Source organism: Scytonema sp. NUACC21, from assembly GCF_054684315.1.
Genome location: NZ_BAAFZH010000107.1, coordinates 298,008 through 320,208 on the forward strand (window position 1 = coordinate 298,008; position 22,201 = coordinate 320,208).

General features: G+C 41.7%; 15 protein-coding genes. 9 read left to right on the forward strand and 6 right to left on the reverse strand.

What is annotated here, in order from left to right; translation table 11 throughout:
- Positions 1–67 precede the first annotated feature (67 nt).
- The 3 genes from ACYRY3_RS40275 to ACYRY3_RS40285 all read left to right on the forward strand — a co-directional run bounded on the left by ACYRY3_RS40275 (position 68) and on the right by ACYRY3_RS40285 (position 4,456).
- Positions 68–1,984, forward strand: a complete 1,917-nt coding sequence (locus tag ACYRY3_RS40275) for a GTPase family protein (protein ID WP_460207436.1) — start codon at positions 68–70, stop codon at positions 1,982–1,984.
- Between the two features lie 675 nt (positions 1,985–2,659).
- Complete coding sequence (locus ACYRY3_RS40280; RefSeq protein ID WP_460207437.1) at positions 2,660–3,298, forward strand: sigma-70 RNA polymerase sigma factor region 4 domain-containing protein; 639 nt, start codon at positions 2,660–2,662, stop codon at positions 3,296–3,298.
- Between the two features lie 24 nt (positions 3,299–3,322).
- Positions 3,323–4,456, forward strand: coding sequence for a DUF1822 family protein (locus ACYRY3_RS40285; RefSeq protein ID WP_460207438.1), 1,134 nt, complete (start codon positions 3,323–3,325; stop codon positions 4,454–4,456).
- A 172-nt stretch (positions 4,457–4,628) separates the two neighbouring features.
- Here the strand turns inward: ACYRY3_RS40285 and ACYRY3_RS40290 are convergent, their stop codons facing one another.
- Positions 4,629–7,262 (reverse strand): ABC transporter substrate-binding protein, encoded by a 2,634-nt coding sequence (locus tag ACYRY3_RS40290; RefSeq protein WP_460207439.1) that lies wholly within the window; start codon positions 7,260–7,262, stop codon positions 4,629–4,631.
- 1,451 nt (positions 7,263–8,713) lie between these two features.
- On the opposite strand from ACYRY3_RS40290, the gene ACYRY3_RS40295 reads away from it, so the two are divergent.
- The 3 genes from ACYRY3_RS40295 to ACYRY3_RS40305 are packed head-to-tail and all read left to right on the forward strand — an operon-like array spanning position 8,714 to position 12,284.
- Positions 8,714–9,898, forward strand: coding sequence for a lipase family protein (locus tag ACYRY3_RS40295; protein ID WP_460207440.1), 1,185 nt, complete (start codon positions 8,714–8,716; stop codon positions 9,896–9,898).
- Entirely contained in the window at positions 9,895–11,364 is a 1,470-nt protein-coding gene (locus ACYRY3_RS40300; protein ID WP_460207441.1) for a caspase family protein, read from the forward strand. The genes ACYRY3_RS40295 and ACYRY3_RS40300 overlap by 4 nt, the downstream gene beginning before the upstream one ends.
- Positions 11,358–12,284, forward strand: coding sequence for a hypothetical protein (locus tag ACYRY3_RS40305; RefSeq protein ID WP_460207442.1), 927 nt, complete (start codon positions 11,358–11,360; stop codon positions 12,282–12,284). Before ACYRY3_RS40300 ends, ACYRY3_RS40305 begins: the two co-directional genes overlap by 7 nt.
- A 241-nt stretch (positions 12,285–12,525) precedes the next feature.
- Here ACYRY3_RS40305 and ACYRY3_RS40310 read toward each other — a convergent pair whose 3' ends face one another.
- A complete protein-coding gene (locus tag ACYRY3_RS40310; protein WP_460207443.1) occupies positions 12,526–12,714 on the reverse strand; it encodes a helix-turn-helix domain-containing protein in 189 nt (62 codons plus the stop codon).
- 751 nt (positions 12,715–13,465) lie between these two features.
- Here ACYRY3_RS40310 and ACYRY3_RS40315 point away from each other — a divergent pair.
- Complete coding sequence (locus ACYRY3_RS40315) at positions 13,466–13,912, forward strand: hypothetical protein (RefSeq protein WP_460207444.1); 447 nt, start codon at positions 13,466–13,468, stop codon at positions 13,910–13,912.
- A 205-nt stretch (positions 13,913–14,117) separates the two neighbouring features.
- Here ACYRY3_RS40315 and ACYRY3_RS40320 read toward each other — a convergent pair whose 3' ends face one another.
- From ACYRY3_RS40320 to ACYRY3_RS40335, 4 genes are all read right to left on the reverse strand, one after another.
- Positions 14,118–15,905, reverse strand: coding sequence for a hybrid sensor histidine kinase/response regulator (locus ACYRY3_RS40320; protein ID WP_460207445.1), 1,788 nt, complete (start codon positions 15,903–15,905; stop codon positions 14,118–14,120).
- Between the two features lie 41 nt (positions 15,906–15,946).
- Entirely contained in the window at positions 15,947–17,089 is a 1,143-nt protein-coding gene (locus tag ACYRY3_RS40325) for an IS4 family transposase (protein WP_460207446.1), read from the reverse strand.
- Between the two features lie 166 nt (positions 17,090–17,255).
- Positions 17,256–20,216, reverse strand: coding sequence for an ATP-binding protein (locus tag ACYRY3_RS40330; RefSeq protein WP_460207447.1), 2,961 nt, complete (start codon positions 20,214–20,216; stop codon positions 17,256–17,258).
- Positions 20,217–20,221: 5 nt separating this feature from the next.
- Entirely contained in the window at positions 20,222–20,374 is a 153-nt protein-coding gene (locus tag ACYRY3_RS40335) for a hypothetical protein (RefSeq protein ID WP_460207448.1), read from the reverse strand.
- Positions 20,375–21,181: 807 nt separating this feature from the next.
- Between ACYRY3_RS40335 and ACYRY3_RS40340 the strand changes: the two genes are divergently transcribed.
- Positions 21,182–21,523: a hypothetical protein gene (locus ACYRY3_RS40340; RefSeq protein ID WP_460207449.1), complete on the forward strand. Its 342-nt coding sequence runs from the start codon at positions 21,182–21,184 to the stop codon at positions 21,521–21,523.
- 451 nt (positions 21,524–21,974) lie between these two features.
- A complete protein-coding gene (locus tag ACYRY3_RS40345; protein ID WP_460207450.1) occupies positions 21,975–22,178 on the forward strand; it encodes a hypothetical protein in 204 nt (67 codons plus the stop codon).
- The last annotated feature ends 23 nt before the right edge of the window (positions 22,179–22,201 follow it).

The window sequence follows — 22,201 nt, forward strand, 5'->3', positions numbered from 1 at the left end:
GGTTGCTTTATAAACTTTAAAATTTGCAGTTGGTGTTAAGTAACCTAATCGAAACGGGTATGGGGTAATGGTACGATTAAAGTTGTGGCAGTGGATTGTGTTGGCAATGCCGATCGCTACGATCGTCGGTTTCTTACTGGTAGCGGCAGGGTTGCAAATTCATGAATGGCGTATTAATTGGATCTGGGGTGTATTCATCCTTGTATTTGTAGGTTGGCGTTGGTTGTTGGTGAAATGGACGCGACCTTTGGTTGGGGAAGTGGAAGCGGTGGTGGCAGCAATTAGCAAAGAAGTAGGAGCGTCTGCCGATGCTGTAGCAAATCTACCCGCAGGTGATGACACTGCAAAGCAAGCAGAAGCAGCCCTACAGGAAGTACTCCAAGCTTCTCAAGCCGATCCCCCAATTTGGGAGGAATGGTCAACTTTTTGGCAGAGGTGTCAGGAACTTGTAGTTGCGATCGCTCATATTTACAATCCTGAAGAAAAGTATCCCCTGTTGAATATCTACGTTCCCCAGGCTTATGGTTTGATTCGGGGAACGGTGGATGACCTAGATCGGTGGATGCAGGGTTTATCTCCTGTTCTCAATCAAGTGACAGTAGGGCAGGCATACAAAACATACGAGATGTACCGTAAGGTAGAGCCATCTGCTCGGAAATTTTTACAAGCATGGAACTGGGCACAGTGGGTTTTGAACCCAGCGGCTGCAGTGGCTAGACTCGCCAGTAACCGTTCCAGCAACCAAGCAACTCAGCAACTTTTGGGGAATTTGAGCCAGCTTTTGAGAGAAGCCGCTTTGAGAAACTTATGCCACCAAGCGATCGCTCTCTACAGTAGCAGTACCTTGCCAGTGGCACCACCCTCTATTCCCGCACAAACGCCATCCAAAACAGCAAAAACTCAAACTCTTCGAGATATCCTGGCTCAAGCAGAACCTGCGGAGGCAGTGGAGCAAAAACCCGCTAATATTCTAATTGTAGGAAGAACCGGGTCTGGAAAAAGCAGTCTGATTAACACGCTTTTTCAAACAGATTTAGCTGCTGTTGATGTGTTACCCAGTACAGATCGAATTCAAAATTACCACTGGCAAGCCAAAACAGGAGAAACTCTAACGCTTTGCGATACACCAGGTTACGAACAAGTCAACCGTACAGATTTACGCGAAATTGTGCTAGATTATGCTAAAAATGCCGATTTGTTAGTCTTAGTTACCCCTGCTCTCGATCCGGCTCTGCAAATGGATGTGGACTTTCTGAAAGACTTAAAGACAGATATCGCAGATTTACCTGCGATTGCAGCCGTCACCCAGGTGGATCGTCTGCGCCCGATTCGCGAGTGGGCTCCACCCTATGATTGGGAATGGGGGGATCGCCCTAAGGAAATTGCTATTCGGGAAGCTACTGAATATCGCGCTCAACTTTTGGGAGACTTCTGCAATTTGGTTTTACCTGTCGTAACTGGTGACAGCAAAACAGGTCGCCTCCCTTGGGGAATAGATGCACTGTCATTGGGGCTGATAAATGCGATCGCGCCTGCCAAGCAACTCCGTCTAGCCAGATTTTTACGCGATCGAGAAGCCCGCATACTAGGGGCAAGCAAAATCATCGATCGCTACACCTTTCAGATGGCAACAACTCAGGGACTCACAGCATTTCTTAAAAGCCCGGTACTTCAATTTATTTCTACACTGTCAACTGGTTCGCCAACTCTAGCTACTTTGCTAGCATCGCAAATTCCAGTAGAACAGTTGCCTATCGTCATTGGCAAACTTCAAATGGCTTACGATCTTTTCTCACTATTAGGCACTGGCAATTCCAATCCCCTCAACTTTGAGCTACTATCCCTTTGGCCGTTGCTGTTGCAAAACTCCGCCTCTCCCGATCGCAACGCCTGGGCATTTGGTCACGCTTTGGTGGAATATTGGACTCAGAATCTGACGGTTGAACAATTACGGGAACGGTTTAATTCTTATCTAAAGGGATAGAGTTGACTAATGAGCAGGTTTGAGCAGAAATTATCTAACAGTTACTAGCCGTTATTGCTTGCTAAACTGCTTCCATAGCGTAATATCATGTTCGACTCATTACTTACGATACACAAATTCTACCCCACCCCGAAGTTCGCTCAACTCTGGGAACCCCCGCACGCGACTTCTCTGGACCTAACGGCACCCTCCCCGAACTTCGGGGAGGGTTAGGGAGGGGTATTTATATTACAAGTCGTTTAACCGAACATGATATAACATCCTCCCATCGGGTACCAAAGTAGTAAGTAGAACGACTTGAAAAAACCAAACTATGTAAAGAAAAGCAAAACCCCTGTATTTGGCTCGTAGTAGCGCTGTCTAGCCTGCGGCACGCAAGAGCGGCGAACGCGTGCACCGCAACTACTATAGCGTTTCCTAAACAACTGAGGTACACCAAAATCTTGTGTAACAAGGGTAGTAGCTTTGAAAACATACCTCACCAGGTCGAGAAACGCTATAAGCAGTAACAATTCTTGACACTGACTGACTTAATATTTTTTTATCCAGTCTTAAATATGAAGTTTTGTTAAGAAATCAGAGTTTTGCGTAAAACTCAAACACTTCTTTAGAAAATCACTAGGAGCACTCGGAGTATGCAAGCAATATATGAGTTCCATACCCCTGGATCGGCGTTTGCAACAGCTGGTAATAGAAGTTCAAGAGCAACAAACTGACAGTTCTCACAGAAAGAAAGCCTTGTATATCCTCTTTAAGGAAATTTATCAAGCGCCCACTCTTTGGCGTGCTAGAAACCATTATCCAGATTGGTCTGACTTCTATGAAGAACATTATAGAGAAGCGCTCCAACAAGTTATGCTTGAGTTTTTTAAAGGAATTAATAGGTACAATCCACAAAAGCCAGTGATGGCTTGGATTAATGAAACATTAAAATACCGATTTAAGGATATTCTTGATAAAGACTTTAGCAAAGGCATAACTTCAAAAGCTAAAAAATCGGTACAAATTATATCTTTAGATCGATTAGATACCTTTATTTCAGAAAGGTTAATTTCCGGAAAAGACAAAATCTCTGATGAAGAATTATTACGGAAATACTTGGAAGAAGACCCCGATAATATTTTTAAAAGAAAGCATATAAAGGGTCTTCCCCAAGCCAGTTTTCAATACATAGCTATAGCTCGGCTAGATGGTCAAGGATGGAAACAAATTTCCAAGGAATTAGGAGGAGTTAAAATTTCAACACTCTCTAGCTTTTATGAGCGTAGTTTAAAAGGTTTTATCCCGTTTCTGCAGGATAAATTAAAATCGTAGTTTGAAATTAATTGGAAGGAGTTTATGAACGCCAACAGTTTTCCAGTCATGCTGTCTTTTGAAGCACACTCACTCGCACAAGAATATAGTAAACAGCATCAACAGTTAGAAAAAGCTAAGCAAGTTTATCTCAATACTTTAGCAGTTTATGCAGTAAACTATTATTTTCAAATAATAGCAGTTGAAACAGACTATGATAAAAGTGATAGTTACAATTCACTAAATAGAAAATTAAGAGATGTAGCAGATTTGTATGTAAAAGATTTAGGTAAGTTTGAGTGTCGTCCAGTGTTACCAAATGCAGAAGTTTTGGAGGTACCTCCAGAGGCTTGGGAGGGTCGAATTGGTTATATAGCTGTACAGCTAGAACCATCTCTGAAAGAAGCAAAACTGATAGGATTTACTCCAGAGGTAGCATCTAAGCAAGGAATCGTTCCTTTGAGCGCATTGCGATCGCTTGAAGAATTTCCTAATTACTTGAGCCAAAAACAAGAAGTGAATCTGGAAAATTGGTTAAAAAATAAAAATATTTCTAATGTTTTTACCAATGGTTGGCAAGCAATAGAACTAGGAGTAGCAGTATTGTTCAGTCAGCCACAAGGCTTGGCTGGTGCATTTCGTCGTGGACAATCGGAAATGGTTGACCCGAACGCTCCTGAAAGTGTTAAACGTTGGATTGCACAAGTATATGCCAGTGAACCTAGTATTAATCAATCACAAGCCAATTCTCTAGCTGAATTAGATCCAAGTTCAGCATTAACGCAACTTATAAAATCAACTCAGAATCCAGAAATTCAATGGCAAGCAGCTGACTACTTATGGCAGATAAACCCAAACTATCCTGATGCTGGACAAAGAGGACTTAAAAATTTAGGTGTAGAGTTAGCAAGTTATCCACTTACACTTATAGTTGCCATTTTACCAATACCCGATGGTAGGAGAGCAATTCGTATACAAGTAACAATGAGCGATCGATCTTACCTGCCTCCCAGTCTCAAATTGATTGTTTTAGATGAAATTGGCATACTCATTAAAGAAGTATCAGCTAGGGAGCAAGATAATTATATTCTATTCAAATTGACAGCAGATCCAGGAGATCGTTTCAGTGTCAAGGTTGTTTTAGCCGATGCTAGCATCACAGAGTTTTTTGTAGCCTGAGTTTGAGAAAAAGACCGAGTCATGTCAGTCAATTTCAGCTTAGATGGCAATATCCTCGCCTTAACCAGTGTTGATGGATATGTTCTATTGTGCCTATTGACTTAGATATCAATAAACCAATGTCCAAAATCTCGATCGCGGTACCCTATCAATTTAAATTTTTATGAAGAAACTATTCAAGTTGACAAGACCTTGGTTGACCTATAGGACGAAACTCATACTCCAGACCAGTGCGGGAGGAAGAACCAGAGTATTGTCCCTTAACGAGTTGGATAGACGCGTTAGTGCGATCGCCTTGCAAAAACTTTACCTCGCTGACTGCTCCTTTTGCAGTAAAGTTGTTTGAACGAAGAGTTTTACCCACTGCTTCACGGGTTGAGTTGGTTGGGTTCTGCTTAATACCAGCAATCAGGGCTTTGGTTGCATCGTAAGACGTGACAGTTCGCCAACTGACATCCCCTCCCCAAAGCTTTTGAGATTTCTGTACGAACTCTGCTTGGTCATTTGATTGAATGTGCCAGGGAACTGCAATATGGATACCCGATGTATTAGCACCATCTTGCAATGTTAAGGTGTCATAGATATCATCTCCGCCCAAAACGGTAAGTCCCTTGTCGTTCGCTTTCAATACCTGTAGTGCATCCTTTAATTTTTCGGTATTTGGAAAGAGTACTAAGACGGTGGCTTTCTCCTTAAGAGAGCTTTTGAAACTCATAGGAATATTCAAAGGACTTTGCAAGTCAAATGCGATTGCCTCCTCCCCTCCTTTCTGAGAAATTGCGTCTTTGAAAGCCGACCTTAGGGAGTTGCTATACTCACTTTGGGAATTGTAGAAAACTGCTGCTTTTTTCTGCCGGAGGTCATTAAGCATGAAATCAGCCAATACTTTTCCAGCACAGGCATCACTGGGAACGGTACGAAAAACATAATCACCAAAGCCAGACAATTCTACAGATGTACTGGTTGGGAAAATTACTACTAATTTATTCTCTTCATAAACTTTACCTACCTCTAAGGCAACGTCACTGGCAGAGTGCCCCACAACTCCAAGCACGTTAGGACGAGTGACCAATTCTTTTGCTATTTGCTTGGCTAAATCGGGATCGTCACGATCGTCAGCAAGCAACACCTGTAGCAGTTTACCATTGATACCGCCTGCCTTGTTAATTTCATTTTGAGCTTGAGCCACCCCGCGCAAGACTTCTTCTGCACCTGTTTTATATTTAGTCATGGGAATTGGTACGGCAATCGTGTAGTATTGACGCTTGCCAACTGTAATGTTGGCGTTGTTCAAGTAAATTAAGTTTTCTGGATCGTTCCGATCTATGTTATGAGCATTTTGGAAGTGCGTAATAGCACTCTTAAAATTATTGTTTGCAAATTCTTCTGTGCCTTTTTTCTTTTCGTATTCTGCTTTCTTACTTTTATCGTCAAAACTATTTGTGACAATTAAAACTTTTTCTCCCTGGCTAAATAAATCATTAGAATTTGGAGATGGAGTTGGGTTTTGTGTTTTTACTAGCGAGGAAACAGATGATTTTATTTCTTGTGTTGGAACAAGAGGTCTTCGCACACTTGAAGATCTGGTTATTGATTGATATATCGGAATACTCGCTAACAAACCTATAAACACTAAACTACCGAAAACAATTTTTTTATTATGCGACTGCCAAATTTGAAGCCAAATTGATTGAGGCCAAACAGGGAACTTTGCTGCGGGATTTTGACAAATCACAGGTAGCCAAGAAGCACCGGGGTATTCATTTTCAATAATCTCCAACCTTTCTAGTGCTTGTCGCACTGCTAAATCAAAAGGTTCACCATTAGAGAACAAGCGCAAGAATTCTTGTAAAAACCTCTGTGCGACTTCATCTGGTACCGATTCCCGCATCACAATCACTTGAGGGATTTCTAATTCTGCAAGCTTATTCGCTAATCCCATTCCATCACAGGAGTTAAAGATAGCTAGTTTTAAACCTTTTTGTATAGCCCTTCTAAGGGCTTTTTTAAACTCATTCAGATCTAAACTTTCATTCCTGCTAATCTGTATTTCACCACTATTACCTTCATTATGGCTAGAACTGTGTCCTGCAAAGAACAAAATATCCCAGTTCTCATCCCACAACTTATCATGAACCTGCTGTCGTAATGGTAATGAATTGTGCTGTGATGGGTTGGGCATTATTTCTACTTCTGCTTCTAACTCCTTCAATAATTCTTTATCTTTTTGGGTATTAATTCCTTCCGCATTACCAAAAATTGCCAGAATCTTTACAGGTGTTTTTAACACAGATATTTTCCGAGTCTTAGAATCTTGATTAAGTACAAGGCTAAGGGAAAACCACACTTTGTTACGGAACTCAAATACATTCCATACATTCCAAGGAAGCTTCTGTAAAAGTTTATTATTCTGTATCTGTAAAAGTTCACTATTTATTTTAAAGATGATATGAGCTGATTCGTCCTCTTTAACACAACTTAGCACCTCACTAGTCAATTGTGAAAAAGATGGATTCTGGAACCATTTTCTCATAGCTGCTTCAAGTTTTCCTGCAGCATCCTTAGAACTTTGATGATTAGAGACATTAGTGACTTGATTATCGGAATAAGTAATAGATCTTTTTCTCCAAGAAGAATACTGTCTCTGCCAATTTTGATAAAGTTCAGGAATGTCAGCTGCAGGGGGTAAATTTTTTGGTTTTGGTTCCTGGAAGAGGTTTCTACCATTATCACTAATTTGTAAGGTAACAAAAAAACCATCATTGAAGCTACCATTATGAATTGTGAGTACAACCAATTTTGTCATATTATTTTAAATTTTATAATGTTAATTAGTATTTAATTTAGTATGAATAGCGTTTCTTTTTTCGGAATACTCTAAGTCTTTGATATCATAATTTGTACAACGAAAATTTGTGTTCTTAACGGTTTCAGAGTTAATCAGAGTGAAAGCATTAACATGGTTGTGAAGTAGTTGTTCAGCAAAATATGAACACCAGAACCAGAAACTACAATTAGCACGCGTTTGCTCCTAATGTGATAGCTTGAGAATCTGGTACTGAAAACAAAATAAATATTTTGCCACTTCAGTTGCAGCCATCTGAGAGCAAAAACTAGGATTAAGTAGATTAACCACTGCTTATCTCGTCAGCATTTTATGTAAATTTGCTGAGGATTCAGCTAGTTTTGATGGTAGTATTGTGACACAAATTATTCTCATTTTTCCACCAAAAGGAACGTTTTATTCCATAGATTGAGCAAGCCTCTAATCAATTTATATATAGATACCTATCTATCACAATAGCGGTTTCTCTCAACTCCTATCTTGCGTCTATCCGTACTAATCCTGATAACTAAAAATACTCGTCATAAAGATACCTTCGTTTTATCGACTTTTATCTGTAAATTAAGGATATTGGGTTTCATACTATGTAGTTTAGATACACTACTTCCTTCTCGCCAGAAGATTATCTAAAGATATAGGCTGCTGGTGGGCAGTGCCCACCCTACAAAAATCTACAAAAATCGGTAATTTTACAGCAGAAAAGGAGTAATTTTTAGTGCAAGATGTACGATCGCCCTCCTTTGATTGTCTTTTTAATCCTTTCAGCTTCAAGTTCACTCACATAATTTCTTACAGTCATCCCAGAGCAGTTACTACTTAACTAATACAACCCGCCATATCTTGTCACTATTCCTAAATTCAGTAAAAAACTGACTGTTAGATGAGGTTGTTACCTAGACTTTAGTTTAGGTGTAGTTTGAGTATGGAGCTTTTTTCGCTGGCTTATCTAAGATACAATAATGTTTAACGTACAGTTCGCCACACAGAAAATGTTTCTGGCAATTCATAAGGCTGAACATAACTGACTTTACTCTCCTAAACCGTACTATATAGTCTGGAAGTTTGATAAAAGTAGATTCACATTAACATTGTGATTTTAATCACAGCTTAGTTATTTTTACGAGTATATGGATATCAAAAAGGTGTATTGTTGGTGGGCGTTGCGATCGCTTCACTAACAAGAACTCCCGTAAATAGCAGCATCCAAAAGGCAGTTTTAATGTCAAGGTTGCTATGACTTATATAAGTATCACAGAGTTCTTTACTACGTAAGTTTGGGAAAGCGATACCCTATTATAATTTATAAGATTTGCGTAAAAATGCTTGACTTTTTCAGAAATCAGTAGTGAGAAGATAAACAAGTACCGCCTTCTCACCATTAAAGCCAACTTAACCCTATACCTAAACAAGCAATGACAACAGTAATATTTATACACGGTACAGGAGTGCGAGGGGATGAATACGAGGAAACTTTTAAAATAATAGAGAAAAAGATTCACGCAAAACGTTCTGGTGTCAAGGTAGAACGTTGCCTTTGGGGTGACGAATTAGGAACTAGTTTACTCGCTTTTGGCGCATCTGTTCCCAAGTATGACGAAACTTTGGCACTTGATGAGGAAGAGGAAGAAGACAAAGAAATTCTTAGATGGGCGCAATTATACCGCGACCCATTGTGTGAATTGCGGTTGCTGTCACTAAAAACCAATGAAGAGGGAAGCGGTAACCCTTTTGCAGAAAGTCCAGCGGATGTATTCCGTGCTCGCGTTCACCGTCTGGCTCCGTCAGGCGAACTGCAAGTTAAATTAGTAGAGGCGGGAATCGCGGACATTTTTGATGAAGCGCGAGAAACAGTAATACGCTCTGATGCCTATAATGAAGCATTGCAAAATGTATCAGAAGAATCTAATGCTGAATATAGCAATGCTATTGCCAGGGCTATTGTAGCTCAGGCAATGCTGATTTATGAACAGCAAGAAAAATATCTACCCGTACTTACTAACGCCCATCTGCGAGATAAAGTAGTGGAATTACTGAGTCTGGCTTTAGCGGAGGCTGAGTTGGGATTGGGTAATTGGGTGTTAGAACAAATTACTAGATTGGCGCTTCCCATAGGAACAAATTATGTAGTAGGAAAACGTGGGGCTGTGACAAATAAAGTTTCACCTATGCCTTGCGATATCCTACTGTATCAAGCACGAGGTGGAAAAATCCACCATTTTATTAAGCAAAAGATAGAACAAGCAGAACCACCAGTAGTATTACTTGCTCACAGTTTGGGCGGGATTGCCTGTGTAGATTTACTAGTAGAAGAACCTTTACCTCAAATAGCACATTTAGTGACAGTTGGCTCCCAAGCACCATTTCTGTATGAGATTAACGCTTTGTGTAGTTTAGAATTTGGACAACCACTGCCAGAACACTTTCCACAATGGCTAAATATATACGATTTACGAGACTTCCTGAGTTACAAAGCAGGTAAAATCTTTCCTAAAGTGAGGGATGAGGAAGTTACTAGCAAACAACCATTCCCGCGATCGCACAGTGCATATTGGGAGCAGGATAGAACTTGGGAATGTATTATGGAGGTTATCCGATGATAGCCCCTATAAAAGAATTGTCCGCTAGACCAGAGCAAACTTACGCTTTGATTGTAGGTATTGAAAAATATCAAGAATCTAGCTGGAATGTAATAGGTGGGGGACCAATCAACGATGCCCTTAAGTTCGCTGAATGGCTGTGTAAAAGGCAGGGTGTGCCTCAGAAAAACATTCATTTGTGTTTGTCTCCACTAGAGGAAAATAATGAACGAGTGAGGCAATGTGAGTTCCCAGTAGCAGAAGCGACCTTGGGATCTCTTGACGATGTCATTAATAATTCTCTTTTAAGAAAGTCAGGAGATTTACTTTTTATTTTTTGGGCGGGACATGGTTTGATAACATCAGAACGCGATCGCAGGCTACTTTGTGCTGATGCAACATCCCACAATTGGCAGAATTTAGATTTAAATTCGCTGCTGCGGTTATTAAGCTCAGATTTCTTTAAAATTCCCAATCATATTTGTATTATTGATGCTTGTGCAAATTGTTACCTAGATATCGCGGGAAAACCGACGAACTTAGGTGGAAAAATATTTAATAGGGGTAAGCCAAGGCAAGATAGTCAGCAATTTGTCTTGCTTGCAACCAAAGATGGTGAAAAAGCCAAAGTCAGCCCCCAAAGAACAGGATATTTTTCCCAAGCAGTGCGGGAAGCCTTGGAACAAGCACCCGCTCATATTTTCCCGCCAGATATGCAACAAGTCGCTAAACAAGTCAAACAGTGTTTGGCGAACTTAGATAAAAAACAACTCCCAACCTACTGGTATTATCGTAGTGGGGACGGAGATAAAGAAGAACAACACCTAGACCCCTTTGAGATCCCACACAATATTCCTCAAAGCACTGCGATTAAATTTGTTGGTAGAGAGGAAGAGCTAGAACGTTTACATCAGCTATTACAAGAGAACAATATAGTAGCTATTACTGATGTAGATGGCAACGGAGGGGTAGGTAAAACAGAATTAGCCATTCACTATTCCTGGAAGAATTTGGAAAATTATAACGGTGGGTGTTGTTGGTTGTACCCAGAGAGACCTGATTTAGTAACACAATTAACAGGCTTTGGCACAGTCAATTTCTCTAACTTCAATCCTTCGCTACCAAATGCTGGTGCTCAAATTCAGTATTGCTGGAAAAATTGGCAACCAGGGAAGGTATTACTGGTGTTTGATAACGTCACAGACTGGACGAAAATTCAACCGTACCTCCCACCACAAGGTTCTCGGTTTAAGGCGTTAATCACCACTCGCCAACAGATAAGTTGCTCATATCCCTCACTCCAGCTTAATGGATTATCAGCAGATGCAGCGTTAGAGTTGTTTACCAAGCTAATGGGGGATGAGTATGTTAAACAGGAACAGGAAACAGCAAAACAAATTTGCAAGTATGTGGGTTATCGACCTATTGGACTTTACCAAGTAGCAGCATTAGCATACAGAGAAAAGCCCAGGAGAATACTATGCTAGCAGACATCTTTGCACAGTTACAGCAAAAGAAAACTTCCATTGGCGAGTCAGATGTAACAGCAGCCTTTGAACTCAACTGGGAATCTTTGAAACCTGAAACACAAAAGTTAGCTTGTCTATTGAGTTTATTTGCCTTGGCTCCTATTTCTTGGTCTTTGGTACAATCAGCAGCAAGCGCTAGCAATTTAAACTTCGACATTGCAGTAAGCCGCAATCTTTTGATTGAGCGATATCTGCTGCAATATTTAGTAGAGGATGGCACCTACCAAATCCACGAGCGAATTCGGGAATTACTGCGCGTCAAGCTAGAAGATTTAGCAGAAGCATCGGAACTCAAGCGCGGCTTTTGTGCAGCAATGGTAGAAGTAGTGAAGAGTATTTCCCCGACACTTACTCAGAGAGATATTACTAAAATTAATCAAGCCATTCCTCACCTTGCCGAAGCTGCGATAGTTTATCAAGATTGGTTAAGCCAACACTTAAATGAGGAAACTAGTTTAAACAAATTAGCAGAACTAGATAGGCGACTGCGGCTTCTAGCAATAGAAGCTCAAGAGAAACCGCCTCTAAGTCCTCAAAGACAATCAGTCTTGGCTAAACTTTCTCGTGAAATTTTGCAAGCTCCAAATCTAGGGCATCTTGAAAGACAGAGTTGGTCGTCTCACAAACAACTCTACGAGAATCTTTACAATGAAGCGCTCCAAAAAGCTTCATGTGAAATGTGTCAAAAAATTGATAACTATAATCCACAAAACCCAGTAATAACTTGGGTAGATTTCATTTTAGATAGGCAATTTTTCAATATTGTTAGTAAATATTTTAACCAAGGCATGACATTTCTAGCAACCCCTATGAGAGTAGTGCCTTTAAATGAATTAGACACATTTATTTTAGAAAGGTTAATTTCTGGAGAAGACTAAATGTCCCGATCGAGAATAAACATTACGGTGAGTTGTTTTTGCTATAGTTTCCTACGACGGGAGCCCAATCGCGAATTAAGTAACAATTAGGATAGTTAATGTGGATGTTGATTGGCGGATATGATACTGCACAAAGCTGTTGTTATTGGTGGTAGCATTGCCGGATTGCTAGCGGCGCGTGTACTTGCCGAACCCTCTCTCTCCCATTTACGCCACCGCGCTACTTTCAACCCTTTTAGCGCTAGAGTCTGTAATCAGAGATAGAGCGTTGCCTGACTTGATAGTCTCTTAAGGCTCCCGTAGAAATTACAGTTCTCCTATCTCTTCTAAAGGAAGAAATTTGTCCTTTTTGCACAGCCACATATAAAGTACTCTGACTCACACCTAAACGCCTTGCTGCCTCTGCCAGTGAAACACCTTGCTTCTGCATATACTGTTGCTTTCTCGGTCATTAAATTAGACAACTATCTAATTTAATTAGAATGATTTCTTAAGAAAATTAAAAAAATGTAACGAATCGCTCGCCAAGATACGCCGTGTCAGCATGATAATGAGAAACTTTGCTTATCCATTTAAAAGCCCCAATCCGCCAATCTGCAGAATTATAGGTAATATTGGATGGTAAACAATGGTGAAAAAATCTTTCCTTAAATTTAAATAAAATATTAAGTTTTACGAAATATGACTAATTTTATGAAAATCTAAATAAAAGATAAAATTTCCCAATTCAAAAGGGTCAGCCATTATAAAGACCTTGAAGATAGCTTCTGTAAAGCGTCACCTCTAGGTTATAGAGTTTGGCGCTTTACTATTGGAACTGGAACAACTATATCTAAGTTCAACCATAATCTTTCAGTAGGACGGCGATCGCTATATATTCAACAACACAAAATCAATGGTTTGAATGTCGATTTTTGTTGCGATATCTTAGGCTAAGTAGGAACTGCGATCGCTTTCAATACAAACATATGGGATTTTTATCGTTTCAAATTTTAATGCTTTTGCCCTTAGCAATCACCCATTAAATGCAAAATATTAAGCAATTTTACAACTTCTGCTTAAGAAAAGGAAACCCTGCATAAACATTAGCAACACACGTATGGATTGGTACGACACCTAATGTTCCTAAGAGAAAATCAGTTTTTTGTATCATTTTACGCTTAATAAGTGGGAGAAATCATATGCTTAAGAAAGTTGCATACCTGGTAATAGGGGTAATGCTTATGAGCGGAGGGAAAGCAGATGCAGGGGAATTAGTGCCGCTCGCGAAAACTAAGGTAGATGTAAAGCTACCAGAGGTGCAATTGTACTCTCCACCACTTGAGAATGTTAGGGCATTTGGATGTTCCCATATTAACGTAAGCCAACGAGAACTGGATGTTAAAGTTGATATCCTAGACCAGTTTGGAAACATATCGGGGGGAACTGTAGATATTTTGGCTCCAGAACGCTCTGGTTCAATTGTTGCATTTAGCTTGCCTACCGATAGAATTTTTGCGTGTAGATGGACTTATCGAGGAACTCCAGAGGATTTGCGTGCGGCTGCTAGCGTTTTTCGAGGGGAAGGAAATGATGCAATTCCATTGTTTTCAGTGCCAGCATTGAATATCAATCAACCAAAGCGTTGAAAATAGTCAAAAAGTACCTGCTCCAATTCGTAATTCATCGCAGTTAAGATGAATTGGCAGAACTGGCGCTTATTTATAGAAGTGACTCAACAACTCAAATCTCCTTTGGCACTGTATCACCCGCAAGTTGTCTTACGAGTGTTGAAGCAGAAAAAGATGGCTTGATGGGATGATTTCCCGACGGACAGTACTACAGTCTTCGACTCTAGACATTGCGGCAACTTCCAGCAAGGTTGACAACAGCTGCAACTAAGGTGGCGGGCTCTACTGGCTTGGCAATATGTTGCTGAAATCCGGCGGCAATTGCCTGTTGGGAATCCATTTCACCTGCGTAAGCAGTGAGAGCGATCGCGGGAATTTTCCCTCCAAGTTCTGGAGGCATTGCTCTGATTTGACGTATTAGCATATACCCGTCTACTTCTGGCATTCCAATGTCGCTTACCAACACATTTGGCTGAAATTCGGTTATCGCTTGTAGTGCTTGAGTTGCGGAAGCCACCTGTGTCACTTCTGCCCCAGACTGCTCTAAAATAAAAGCAATCAATTCTCGCGTATCAACCTCATCATCTACAACCAGAACTTTCACTCCATTGAGATCGGAAGGTTCATCCGCTTGTCCATCGCTCACATTGCTATGTCCCTGAGTCTTTATCACCGGCAGCATAACTGTAAAAGTTGCTCCCTGTCCTTCTCCCAAACTTTCAGCTTTCACCCTGCCACCGTGTAATTCTACAATATGGCGGACAATGGCTAACCCTAACCCCAGCCCACCAAATTTCCTGGTCGTTGTACCGTCAGCTTGTCGGAAGTAGTCAAACACGTAGGGTAGAAACTCAGGCGCAATTCCTTGCCCTGTATCGCACACCTGAAGTTGGGCTTCACAACCAAGGGACTTTAAACGAACTTCTACCCGACCACCTTGGGGTGTAAACTTAATAGCGTTGGAAAGCAAATTCCAAATAACTTGCTGTAAACGACTTGCATCCCCTGAAACCTGTCCCATGTTCGCCTCAAACACGGTTTGAAGCTGAATTGATTTCGATTGGGCAGCTAATCTTACAGTTTCTATTGCGGCTGCGATCGTAGACACCAAATCAACTGCACTTATATTTAGGCTGAGTTTACCTTGCAGGATGCGCGAGATATCCAGCAAATCTTCGATTAACTCCGTCTGAAGTTTGGCATTGCGTTCAATGGTTTCTAAAGCGCGAGCAGTGGTTGCTTCATCGTGCTTTTTAGTTCGCAGTAACTTCGACCATCCTAGAATGGGGTTGAGGGGTGTGCGAAGTTCGTGGGAGAGGACTGCTAAAAATTCATCTTTGATGCGGTTAACTTGAACCAATTGCTCTGTCTGTCGCTGCAAAGCTTGTTCTGCACGCTGGAGTTCGCGAAGTGCCCGTTCCCGTTCGGTGATATCAATGGCAACTCCTCCTACCAGGCATTGCCCGGAGACATCTGCAATTGGAAACTTATACACTAAAAACTCGCCCAGGGTGCCGTCTGTGCGTGGGGCAGTTTCAATTGCTTCAACCACTTGATGTGTTTGGGCAACCGTTTTGATATTATTAAGGAATTGCTGGGCGATTTCATTCGGGTATAGCTCGAAGATGCTTTTACCGATCGCATCTTGTGTTGGTAGCTGAAATGTGCGAAGATAAGTTTGACTGAGGTAAAGTACACGCCCATCTGCATCCGTAATCCAAGAAGCAGTAGGGCTGTTGTTCATAAAAGCTTGAAAGCGCTCTTCACTGGCTTGAACTGCTGCTTCTGCTTCCTTGCGAGCCGTAATATTCATTATGCTCACCAACACATTATGAAATTTTGCAGTTGGGGGCGGAAATGTAATCGTAAACAGGATGTTGAGACGCTGTCCTTTAAGAGTTTTCAGAATTGTTTCCGATTCAAAGTAAGTTTCTCCGTTTGCAAGCGCCACGAGTTCTTCGACAAAAACCTCTAGGGTTTTCGGTAGAAAGACTTGGTCAAGTGAAGCCAAGAGTTCATTTTTGTCTCGAGCTTGAGGGGGCGACAAAGAAGTTAAAAAGGTTGCTGTATAAGCATCATAGCCCTCAGACCCTTCTGATAAAATGGCAGCTTATTGCGAACGAGCGCCATCATTAAAAGAACTAATTCTTGGCACTCCTTGAGAGAAACTATCCAACTAGAACCATATAAACCTATCCAAAAAGCGCTATGTCTTCTTCTGCTTCTTTTCTGTTCACAAGGACGACAAACATAAGATTTTTGTCTGGAGAATTGAGTTTTTTGACCTTGTAACCATGCAGAAGTCATTGCCAAAGCTATCAAAAAAATTAAGCGGACCAGTCTATCAGGATTCGCTTGAGAGCCTTCTAAATTATAACCCCCAGTTTTACAGTCTTTAAACATAGCTTCAATCCCAAAACGTTGATGATAGATTTTCACTGTCGTTGAGATGTCTGACAGATTGTTTGATAAATACCAAGGTTCTGATTCTTGCTTACCACGATACTTTCGTTTCCAATAGACTGCTAAATTATAACGACCAAAACCCTTGTTTTGGGTAAGATTGACCTGATGATAAAATCTGTGTTCTCCAGGATAAATTGGAATTGTACTGAGGGGCTGAAATTTTTGTCTTTTCTCTCGAAATGTGGTGTCCTTTTTTTGTCTGAACACAAACTTCAACCCCTGTCGGGCTAACCAATCGGCTAATTCAATACCGTGAAATTCTCTATCCCCAACGATGACTAATTGATATTGTTTCAATAACTTGATGACCGGGCGTAATACTTTCTGTTGTTCAGACAAGTTACTGCAACCTTTTTTATCAAGAACACACCAGTATATTGGGAATGCCCTTTTTTGATAAATTACACTTGCCATCAAAATATTATTATCTTTCCACTGGGTTCTATCTAGGGCGATAATTAATTGTGACTGCGGTTTAAATAAGCGAGCTAAAATTTCTTCAATAATTGGAAACCATAATAGCACTACACTCAACTTATTTGATTTTAAAAATCTTTGTATATGACGACGACGGCTATTTTCTTGTATTGGTAAAGGCAAGTTAGCGGCTAATCTTTCTATTCTGACTTCCTTCTGATTTTGGAGTACCCACACCAACATTTTTAGAGTTATTAACTGTCTATCGCTCAGGTATTTTTCCAGGATTGTTTGATAGAATGGTGGTAGCATTTATTGTTCTGGTCTTGTTGTTTTGACGAGACCATTCTTTTCTACCATTAAACTGTCCCTCCGGCATAGCTGTCTAATAACCTCACGATTTCTTCTCAATAAATACGGTTTTTCCCTCCATTTTTTCAGGGGGTCTATCACGTGAAACCTTTTTCCTGTCTTTGTTTCACCTTCCTTGTCGCCCCCTCAAGTCTCGAGCATCAAACATCCGCACAGCCGCATCATTTACGTTGGTAACTCTCACCATGCCGACTGCTTGTTGAACAAAGCCCGGATTGTCAGCAAAAAAGGTGCGAAAATCCCGGACTCCTTGCGCTTTTAAATCCGTAAGCGCTGCTAGGACAACAGAAAAGTCTTCTTCCCAAATTGCCACACCTGCACCTTCAAAGATATGGCGGTATTTATTCTCCTGTTCTTTGAGCGCCTCCTTTGCCCATTCCCGTTCTCTCAGCGCGGTTTGCCGTTCGCTAATATCCCGAAAATAAACAGCAAGACCATCTGGGGAAGGGTAGGCATGGATCTCAAGCCATTTACCTATTAATTGGTCGAAATGTTCAAAGACAACAGCAACCTGTTCCGTTACAGCACGGTGCAACTCATGGTATTCTGGAGTGTCAACTATCTCTGGATATACCTCCTCCCACACCTGCTTGCCAAGCAACTCTTCACGGGTTTTGTGTAAAAGTTTCGTTGCTTGCTGATTGACATAAACGTACCGCCACTCGCGGTCGAAAGCTACAAAAGCATCAGTGATACTTTCAAGAATGTTGCTAATTTGGTCGCGGGCTGTCTCTGCCGCACGTTGTGCCGCTTCGCTCACAGCACGTAATTCCTGCTCCCGCCGTGTGACTTCCTGATGCAATCGAGCCATCTCTAACTTAGCATTGACACGCGCCAATAGTTCACGAGCAGAAAAGGGCTTAATTAAGTAGTCATCTGCCCCTGCTTCCAAACCTTCAATGCGGGATTCTTCCCCAGCACGGGCAGAAAGCAGAATGATAGGGGTTGTTTTGGTGCGTGGATCTGCCCTTAACTCCCGAAGCAACTCAAAGCCATCAAGCCCTGGCATCATAACATCAGTTAAAATCAGGTCTGGAAGGAGGGCACGAGCAGCGGCTAACGCATCAGTACCATTTGCTACAGTTTCTACGTGATGGTGTTGGCACAAAAGCCGCTTCACGTAGTCTCGCATATCCGCATTGTCGTCAGCAAGGAGAATCCGGGCAGGGGAGGACAAGGGGGACATGGTAGATGCTCCCCTGTTCTCTTCTTCAGGAAGCCAGCGTAACGCTTCTTCTACAAACGGGGCAACACCTAGTGCTGTAGATGCGAGGGTTCGGGCTGCGTCAGTGCGTTGGGCTTCCCCCCACCGAAGGCGATCGCTCGGCAAATGGGCAGCGCCAGTGGGAATTGAGACTGTGAAGCAAGTTCCCTCATTCACAATGCTGCTCACTTGGATCGTGCCACCGTGCAGCTTTACCAACTCCTGAACTAAGGATAGCCCAATGCCCGAACCTTCATGGGTGCGTCCCCGCGCTCCTTTGACGCGATGGAACCGCTCGAACACATGAGGTAGCTCACTGTCAGGGATGCCTATGCCTGTGTCCCGTACCGCTAAGTCAATACGATCCCCGCGATCGCACAGCGTGACTTCAATTTCTCCTTCATTGGTGAACTTAAAGGCATTGGAGAGCAGGTTAAGCACAATCTTTTCCCACATCTCGCGGTCTACGTACACGGGTTCTGGTAAAGGTGGACAGTTGACCAAAAGCTTCAGCCCTGCTTGTTCAATTGCGGAGCGAAACACACTGGTTAGCTCTGCCGTCAAGCACCCTAACTCGGTTGGTTCGTAAACCGCCTCTACCCACCCTGCTTCAATGCGGGAGAAATCTAGCAGGGTATTAACTAGCTTTAGCAAGCGCAAGCCGTTACGTTGCACCATTTCCAATTGCTCGCCCTCATGCCTGGGAAGATCCTTTGAGGGATTGGTTAATATGTCCTCAAGAGGGCTGAGCATGAGAGTCAGGGGGGTGCGAAACTCATGGCTGATGTTACTGAAAAAGTGAGTTTTCGCCCGATCTAGTTCTGCGAGTGCCTCTGCTCGTTTGCGTTCTGCTTCGTAAGCATCAGCATTAGCGATCGCGGTTGCAACATTACTGGCAACTAAATCCAAGAAACCTCGGTAGTCGTCATCCAATGCACGCACTGGGCTAATTCCAACGACCAATAATGCAGATAACTGCTGCTTGTGTCCCGATTGAGCAATAGGCATGACTAAGGCGGTATTTGGCGGTTCCTTCCACATTCCTCCCGATAGTGCTCCTACCCTCGTAGTTAAATCATCCAACACCTCAGCTTGTCCTGTATGGCACACCCGTGCCAGATGCCAGTCGTCCGTCTCTTGAGTCAAATCTATCAGCTGTTGACTGGCGAGTGTCCCTTCTTCAATACCCGTCGTTCCTACCAGACGAGCTTGTTTTCCGTCAGCCTCTATTAGGTACAGTAAGGAAAAGGGAATACACGCAGGGTTGTGAGATAGGGTTTCAATCGCTATGTGACACGCTTCCTTTACCGTCTTTGCCTCTGCTGTGTTGCTGGCAAGTTCCCTTAGTGTTCGCAACCGACGCTCTCCCACGATCCGCTCAGTTGTTTCAGTTACAGCACAGAAGACTCCGCCGATTCCACCGCTTTCGTCTCGCACCGGGCTGTAGGAGAAGGTGAAGTAGGTCTCTTCCAGGTAGCCGTAGCGGTTCATGAGCAGCAGCAAATTCTCAGACCAGGTGGGTTGACCCGTGGTAAGAACACTATCAGCAAGCGATCCCACAACATCCCAAATCTCCGACCAACAGTCTTTGGCTGACTTCCCTAAAAATTGGGGGTGCTTGCTTGCACCGAGAATTGGTTGGTAGGCATCGTTATCAAGGGTGGCATAGTCGCGTCCCCACCAAATAAACATGGGGTACCGGGAGTTGAGAATAATACTAACAGCAGTTTTCAAGCTCTGTGGCCATGACGATACTGGTCCTAAAAGCGTCTGGGACCAGTTGAGCCTTCGCATCAGTGCTCCCATTTCCCCACCGCCGATAAAGATATTTTCTTCTGCAGTTGCCTTCTGTCTGTGAGTCACACCCTTTACTCCGCTTTTGGAAAACATCTGGTAAGGAGGTGTTTGCTGCGTTCCCCGAAGGTTGCTTCTGGCAAATTGCCCAGTTCGTCTGGCACTGCTTGAATTTGTTTCAGTGTTGGCAGCGATTGTTGTCGAAGCACCGCTGTCCTTTTAAACATGATGGTTTGGTTGGGAGATGGCATCTGCTTAAGCCAGATGTAACACACATGATATCTAATATTCTATTACCCTAAGTTGATGCTTCTCTACCTAAGGTTGGATTTCGAGGAGCGATCGCCCTTGAAGCTACAAGTATTGAGTGAAGTTTATTCACCTTTGTGAGGATGTGAAGGGCTTTACACTTAACTAATTTTAGAGAATAACCAAAACTCGTTCACTTTATGTATCCTGCCTTACTGAATTTTCCCACCACTGTTAAGTGGTCTTTGTATTTTGCCAAAAATTAGAGTTTTTTAGATAGGATTTGTAAAGTTTTATCAAAGTTGCCAGGATTTTGCGTAATGACCTTGTTCTTCAATTGAAGAGTAACTGTATGCTGCAACAACAATCACCATCAAACTCTGCACTGTTCAATTTACAATTGTCAGGCAGGGTTTTTACTTGTAGAATCTACGCACATAGCTTTTTCTTGTGGTGAAATTTAGGAGGTCAACTTGTAGAAATCATGAAATCAATATGAACTTTTTGTAAAGAAAGAGTAGAACTTGCATAAAGCTAAGTTGTTGTTATCAACAACTGGATAGATGTTGCTCTATGGAGCAATAAATGAACACGAATAGTCAACCCGAAGAAAAGTTTAGGAAAGAACTTGATCATCTTTCTTATAAGTGGTAAATATTTTTTAGGTGGTATTAGTTTTGTCAAAACAAAAATAGTAAAATCAGGGAAGATAAATTAACCTTGTGTTAAGTTGTCTTACATTTTTAAAGAAGGGTATTTTTTGGAGGATGGAAAAATTTTAAGATATGAACAAGCAATCGCATAGGGATACGTATGTCGCGGTAGCGAATGATAAGTTAGAAGAATTTACCAAAGGGCAACAACCTTCTCTATTTCAATCCCCTGAGAATTACGGAGTATTAATGAATGCATTTAACAAGTATAGATTAGCTGTTAAACAACATATCGATCCCAGTATTAACAATGAAGAAAGCGTTTTACTGTTAGCAGCTTTGATTGAGCAATTAGCAGATTCTCTACCTACTTATGTTGATAATGAGCCCAGAGCAAGAGTGAGTTTCTTTCAAAAGACAAGAAAAAGAATATTTCAATTTACAGATTTTTTTAAGCAACAAATAGTCAAATAAGGTTTTTGGATATTTTCAAGGTATAGGAGATAGACCGAGACATAAATTCCCAGCTAAAAGCTCAAACAAGAGCGAAAAGTATTGACATTCAAGTTCCTCTCTTGGTGCGCCCCTAGTTGGGGCTAATATCTTTCTCCAAGCCTAAAGGCTACAGGTCTTAGGCTGCACAAGGAAAGCCTGTTTCCCCAGGGTACAAAAACGTGGTTTTTTTAGATTCCACATGGGCTAAGTTATACTATTTTGGATTTGAAATTTTCATAGGCTTTTCTTATCAAATAACCAAATGGTATCTAAGCTTTACATTAAATTACCTAGAACACGATAAATTTTAATGCAATTTTTGTAAAGCTTCGTTAAAATTTGCGTAAAACAACCCGTGTGACCCGAGACATAACATAGAGCAACGCATCGGCTTCAGACATGGTTGTACTTAAACTACATTGGTATGTGTATGGTAATGATTCGTGATGTTGTGAGACAAGCTATGATAACTGGTTTTCTTAGCGTTGCCGCAGAAGAACAATTACGGCAACTGCTGAGAACAAAGTATGATTTAGAAGATTTAAACGCTTTTATAAGCCTACAGGAAGCTGCTATGGCTGGTTTGATTCGGCAAGAATCACGTGAAATGAGACGTACAGAGGTAACGTGCTGAACTGGGATCTTTAGCCATTTTTA

What these genes read in the sequence shown, in the direction of transcription:
- ACYRY3_RS40310 (WP_460207443.1), bottom strand. Translation starts at nt 12,714, where the DNA reads ATGCAGAAGCAAGGTGTTTCACTGGCAGAGGCAGCAAGGCGTTTAGGT.
- ACYRY3_RS40340 (WP_460207449.1), top strand. Translation starts at nt 21,182, where the DNA reads ATGAACAAGCAATCGCATAGGGATACGTATGTCGCGGTAGCGAATGAT.
- ACYRY3_RS40300 (WP_460207441.1), top strand. Translation starts at nt 9,895, where the DNA reads ATGATAGCCCCTATAAAAGAATTGTCCGCTAGACCAGAGCAAACTTAC.
- ACYRY3_RS40290 (WP_460207439.1), bottom strand. Translation starts at nt 7,262, where the DNA reads ATGACAAAATTGGTTGTACTCACAATTCATAATGGTAGCTTCAATGAT.
- ACYRY3_RS40295 (WP_460207440.1), top strand. Translation starts at nt 8,714, where the DNA reads ATGACAACAGTAATATTTATACACGGTACAGGAGTGCGAGGGGATGAA.
- ACYRY3_RS40345 (WP_460207450.1), top strand. Translation starts at nt 21,975, where the DNA reads ATGGTAATGATTCGTGATGTTGTGAGACAAGCTATGATAACTGGTTTT.
- ACYRY3_RS40305 (WP_460207442.1), top strand. Translation starts at nt 11,358, where the DNA reads ATGCTAGCAGACATCTTTGCACAGTTACAGCAAAAGAAAACTTCCATT.
- ACYRY3_RS40315 (WP_460207444.1), top strand. Translation starts at nt 13,466, where the DNA reads ATGCTTAAGAAAGTTGCATACCTGGTAATAGGGGTAATGCTTATGAGC.
- ACYRY3_RS40275 (WP_460207436.1), top strand. Translation starts at nt 68, where the DNA reads ATGGTACGATTAAAGTTGTGGCAGTGGATTGTGTTGGCAATGCCGATC.
- ACYRY3_RS40325 (WP_460207446.1), bottom strand. Translation starts at nt 17,089, where the DNA reads ATGCTACCACCATTCTATCAAACAATCCTGGAAAAATACCTGAGCGAT.
- ACYRY3_RS40335 (WP_460207448.1), bottom strand. Translation starts at nt 20,374, where the DNA reads ATGTTTAAAAGGACAGCGGTGCTTCGACAACAATCGCTGCCAACACTG.
- ACYRY3_RS40285 (WP_460207438.1), top strand. Translation starts at nt 3,323, where the DNA reads ATGAACGCCAACAGTTTTCCAGTCATGCTGTCTTTTGAAGCACACTCA.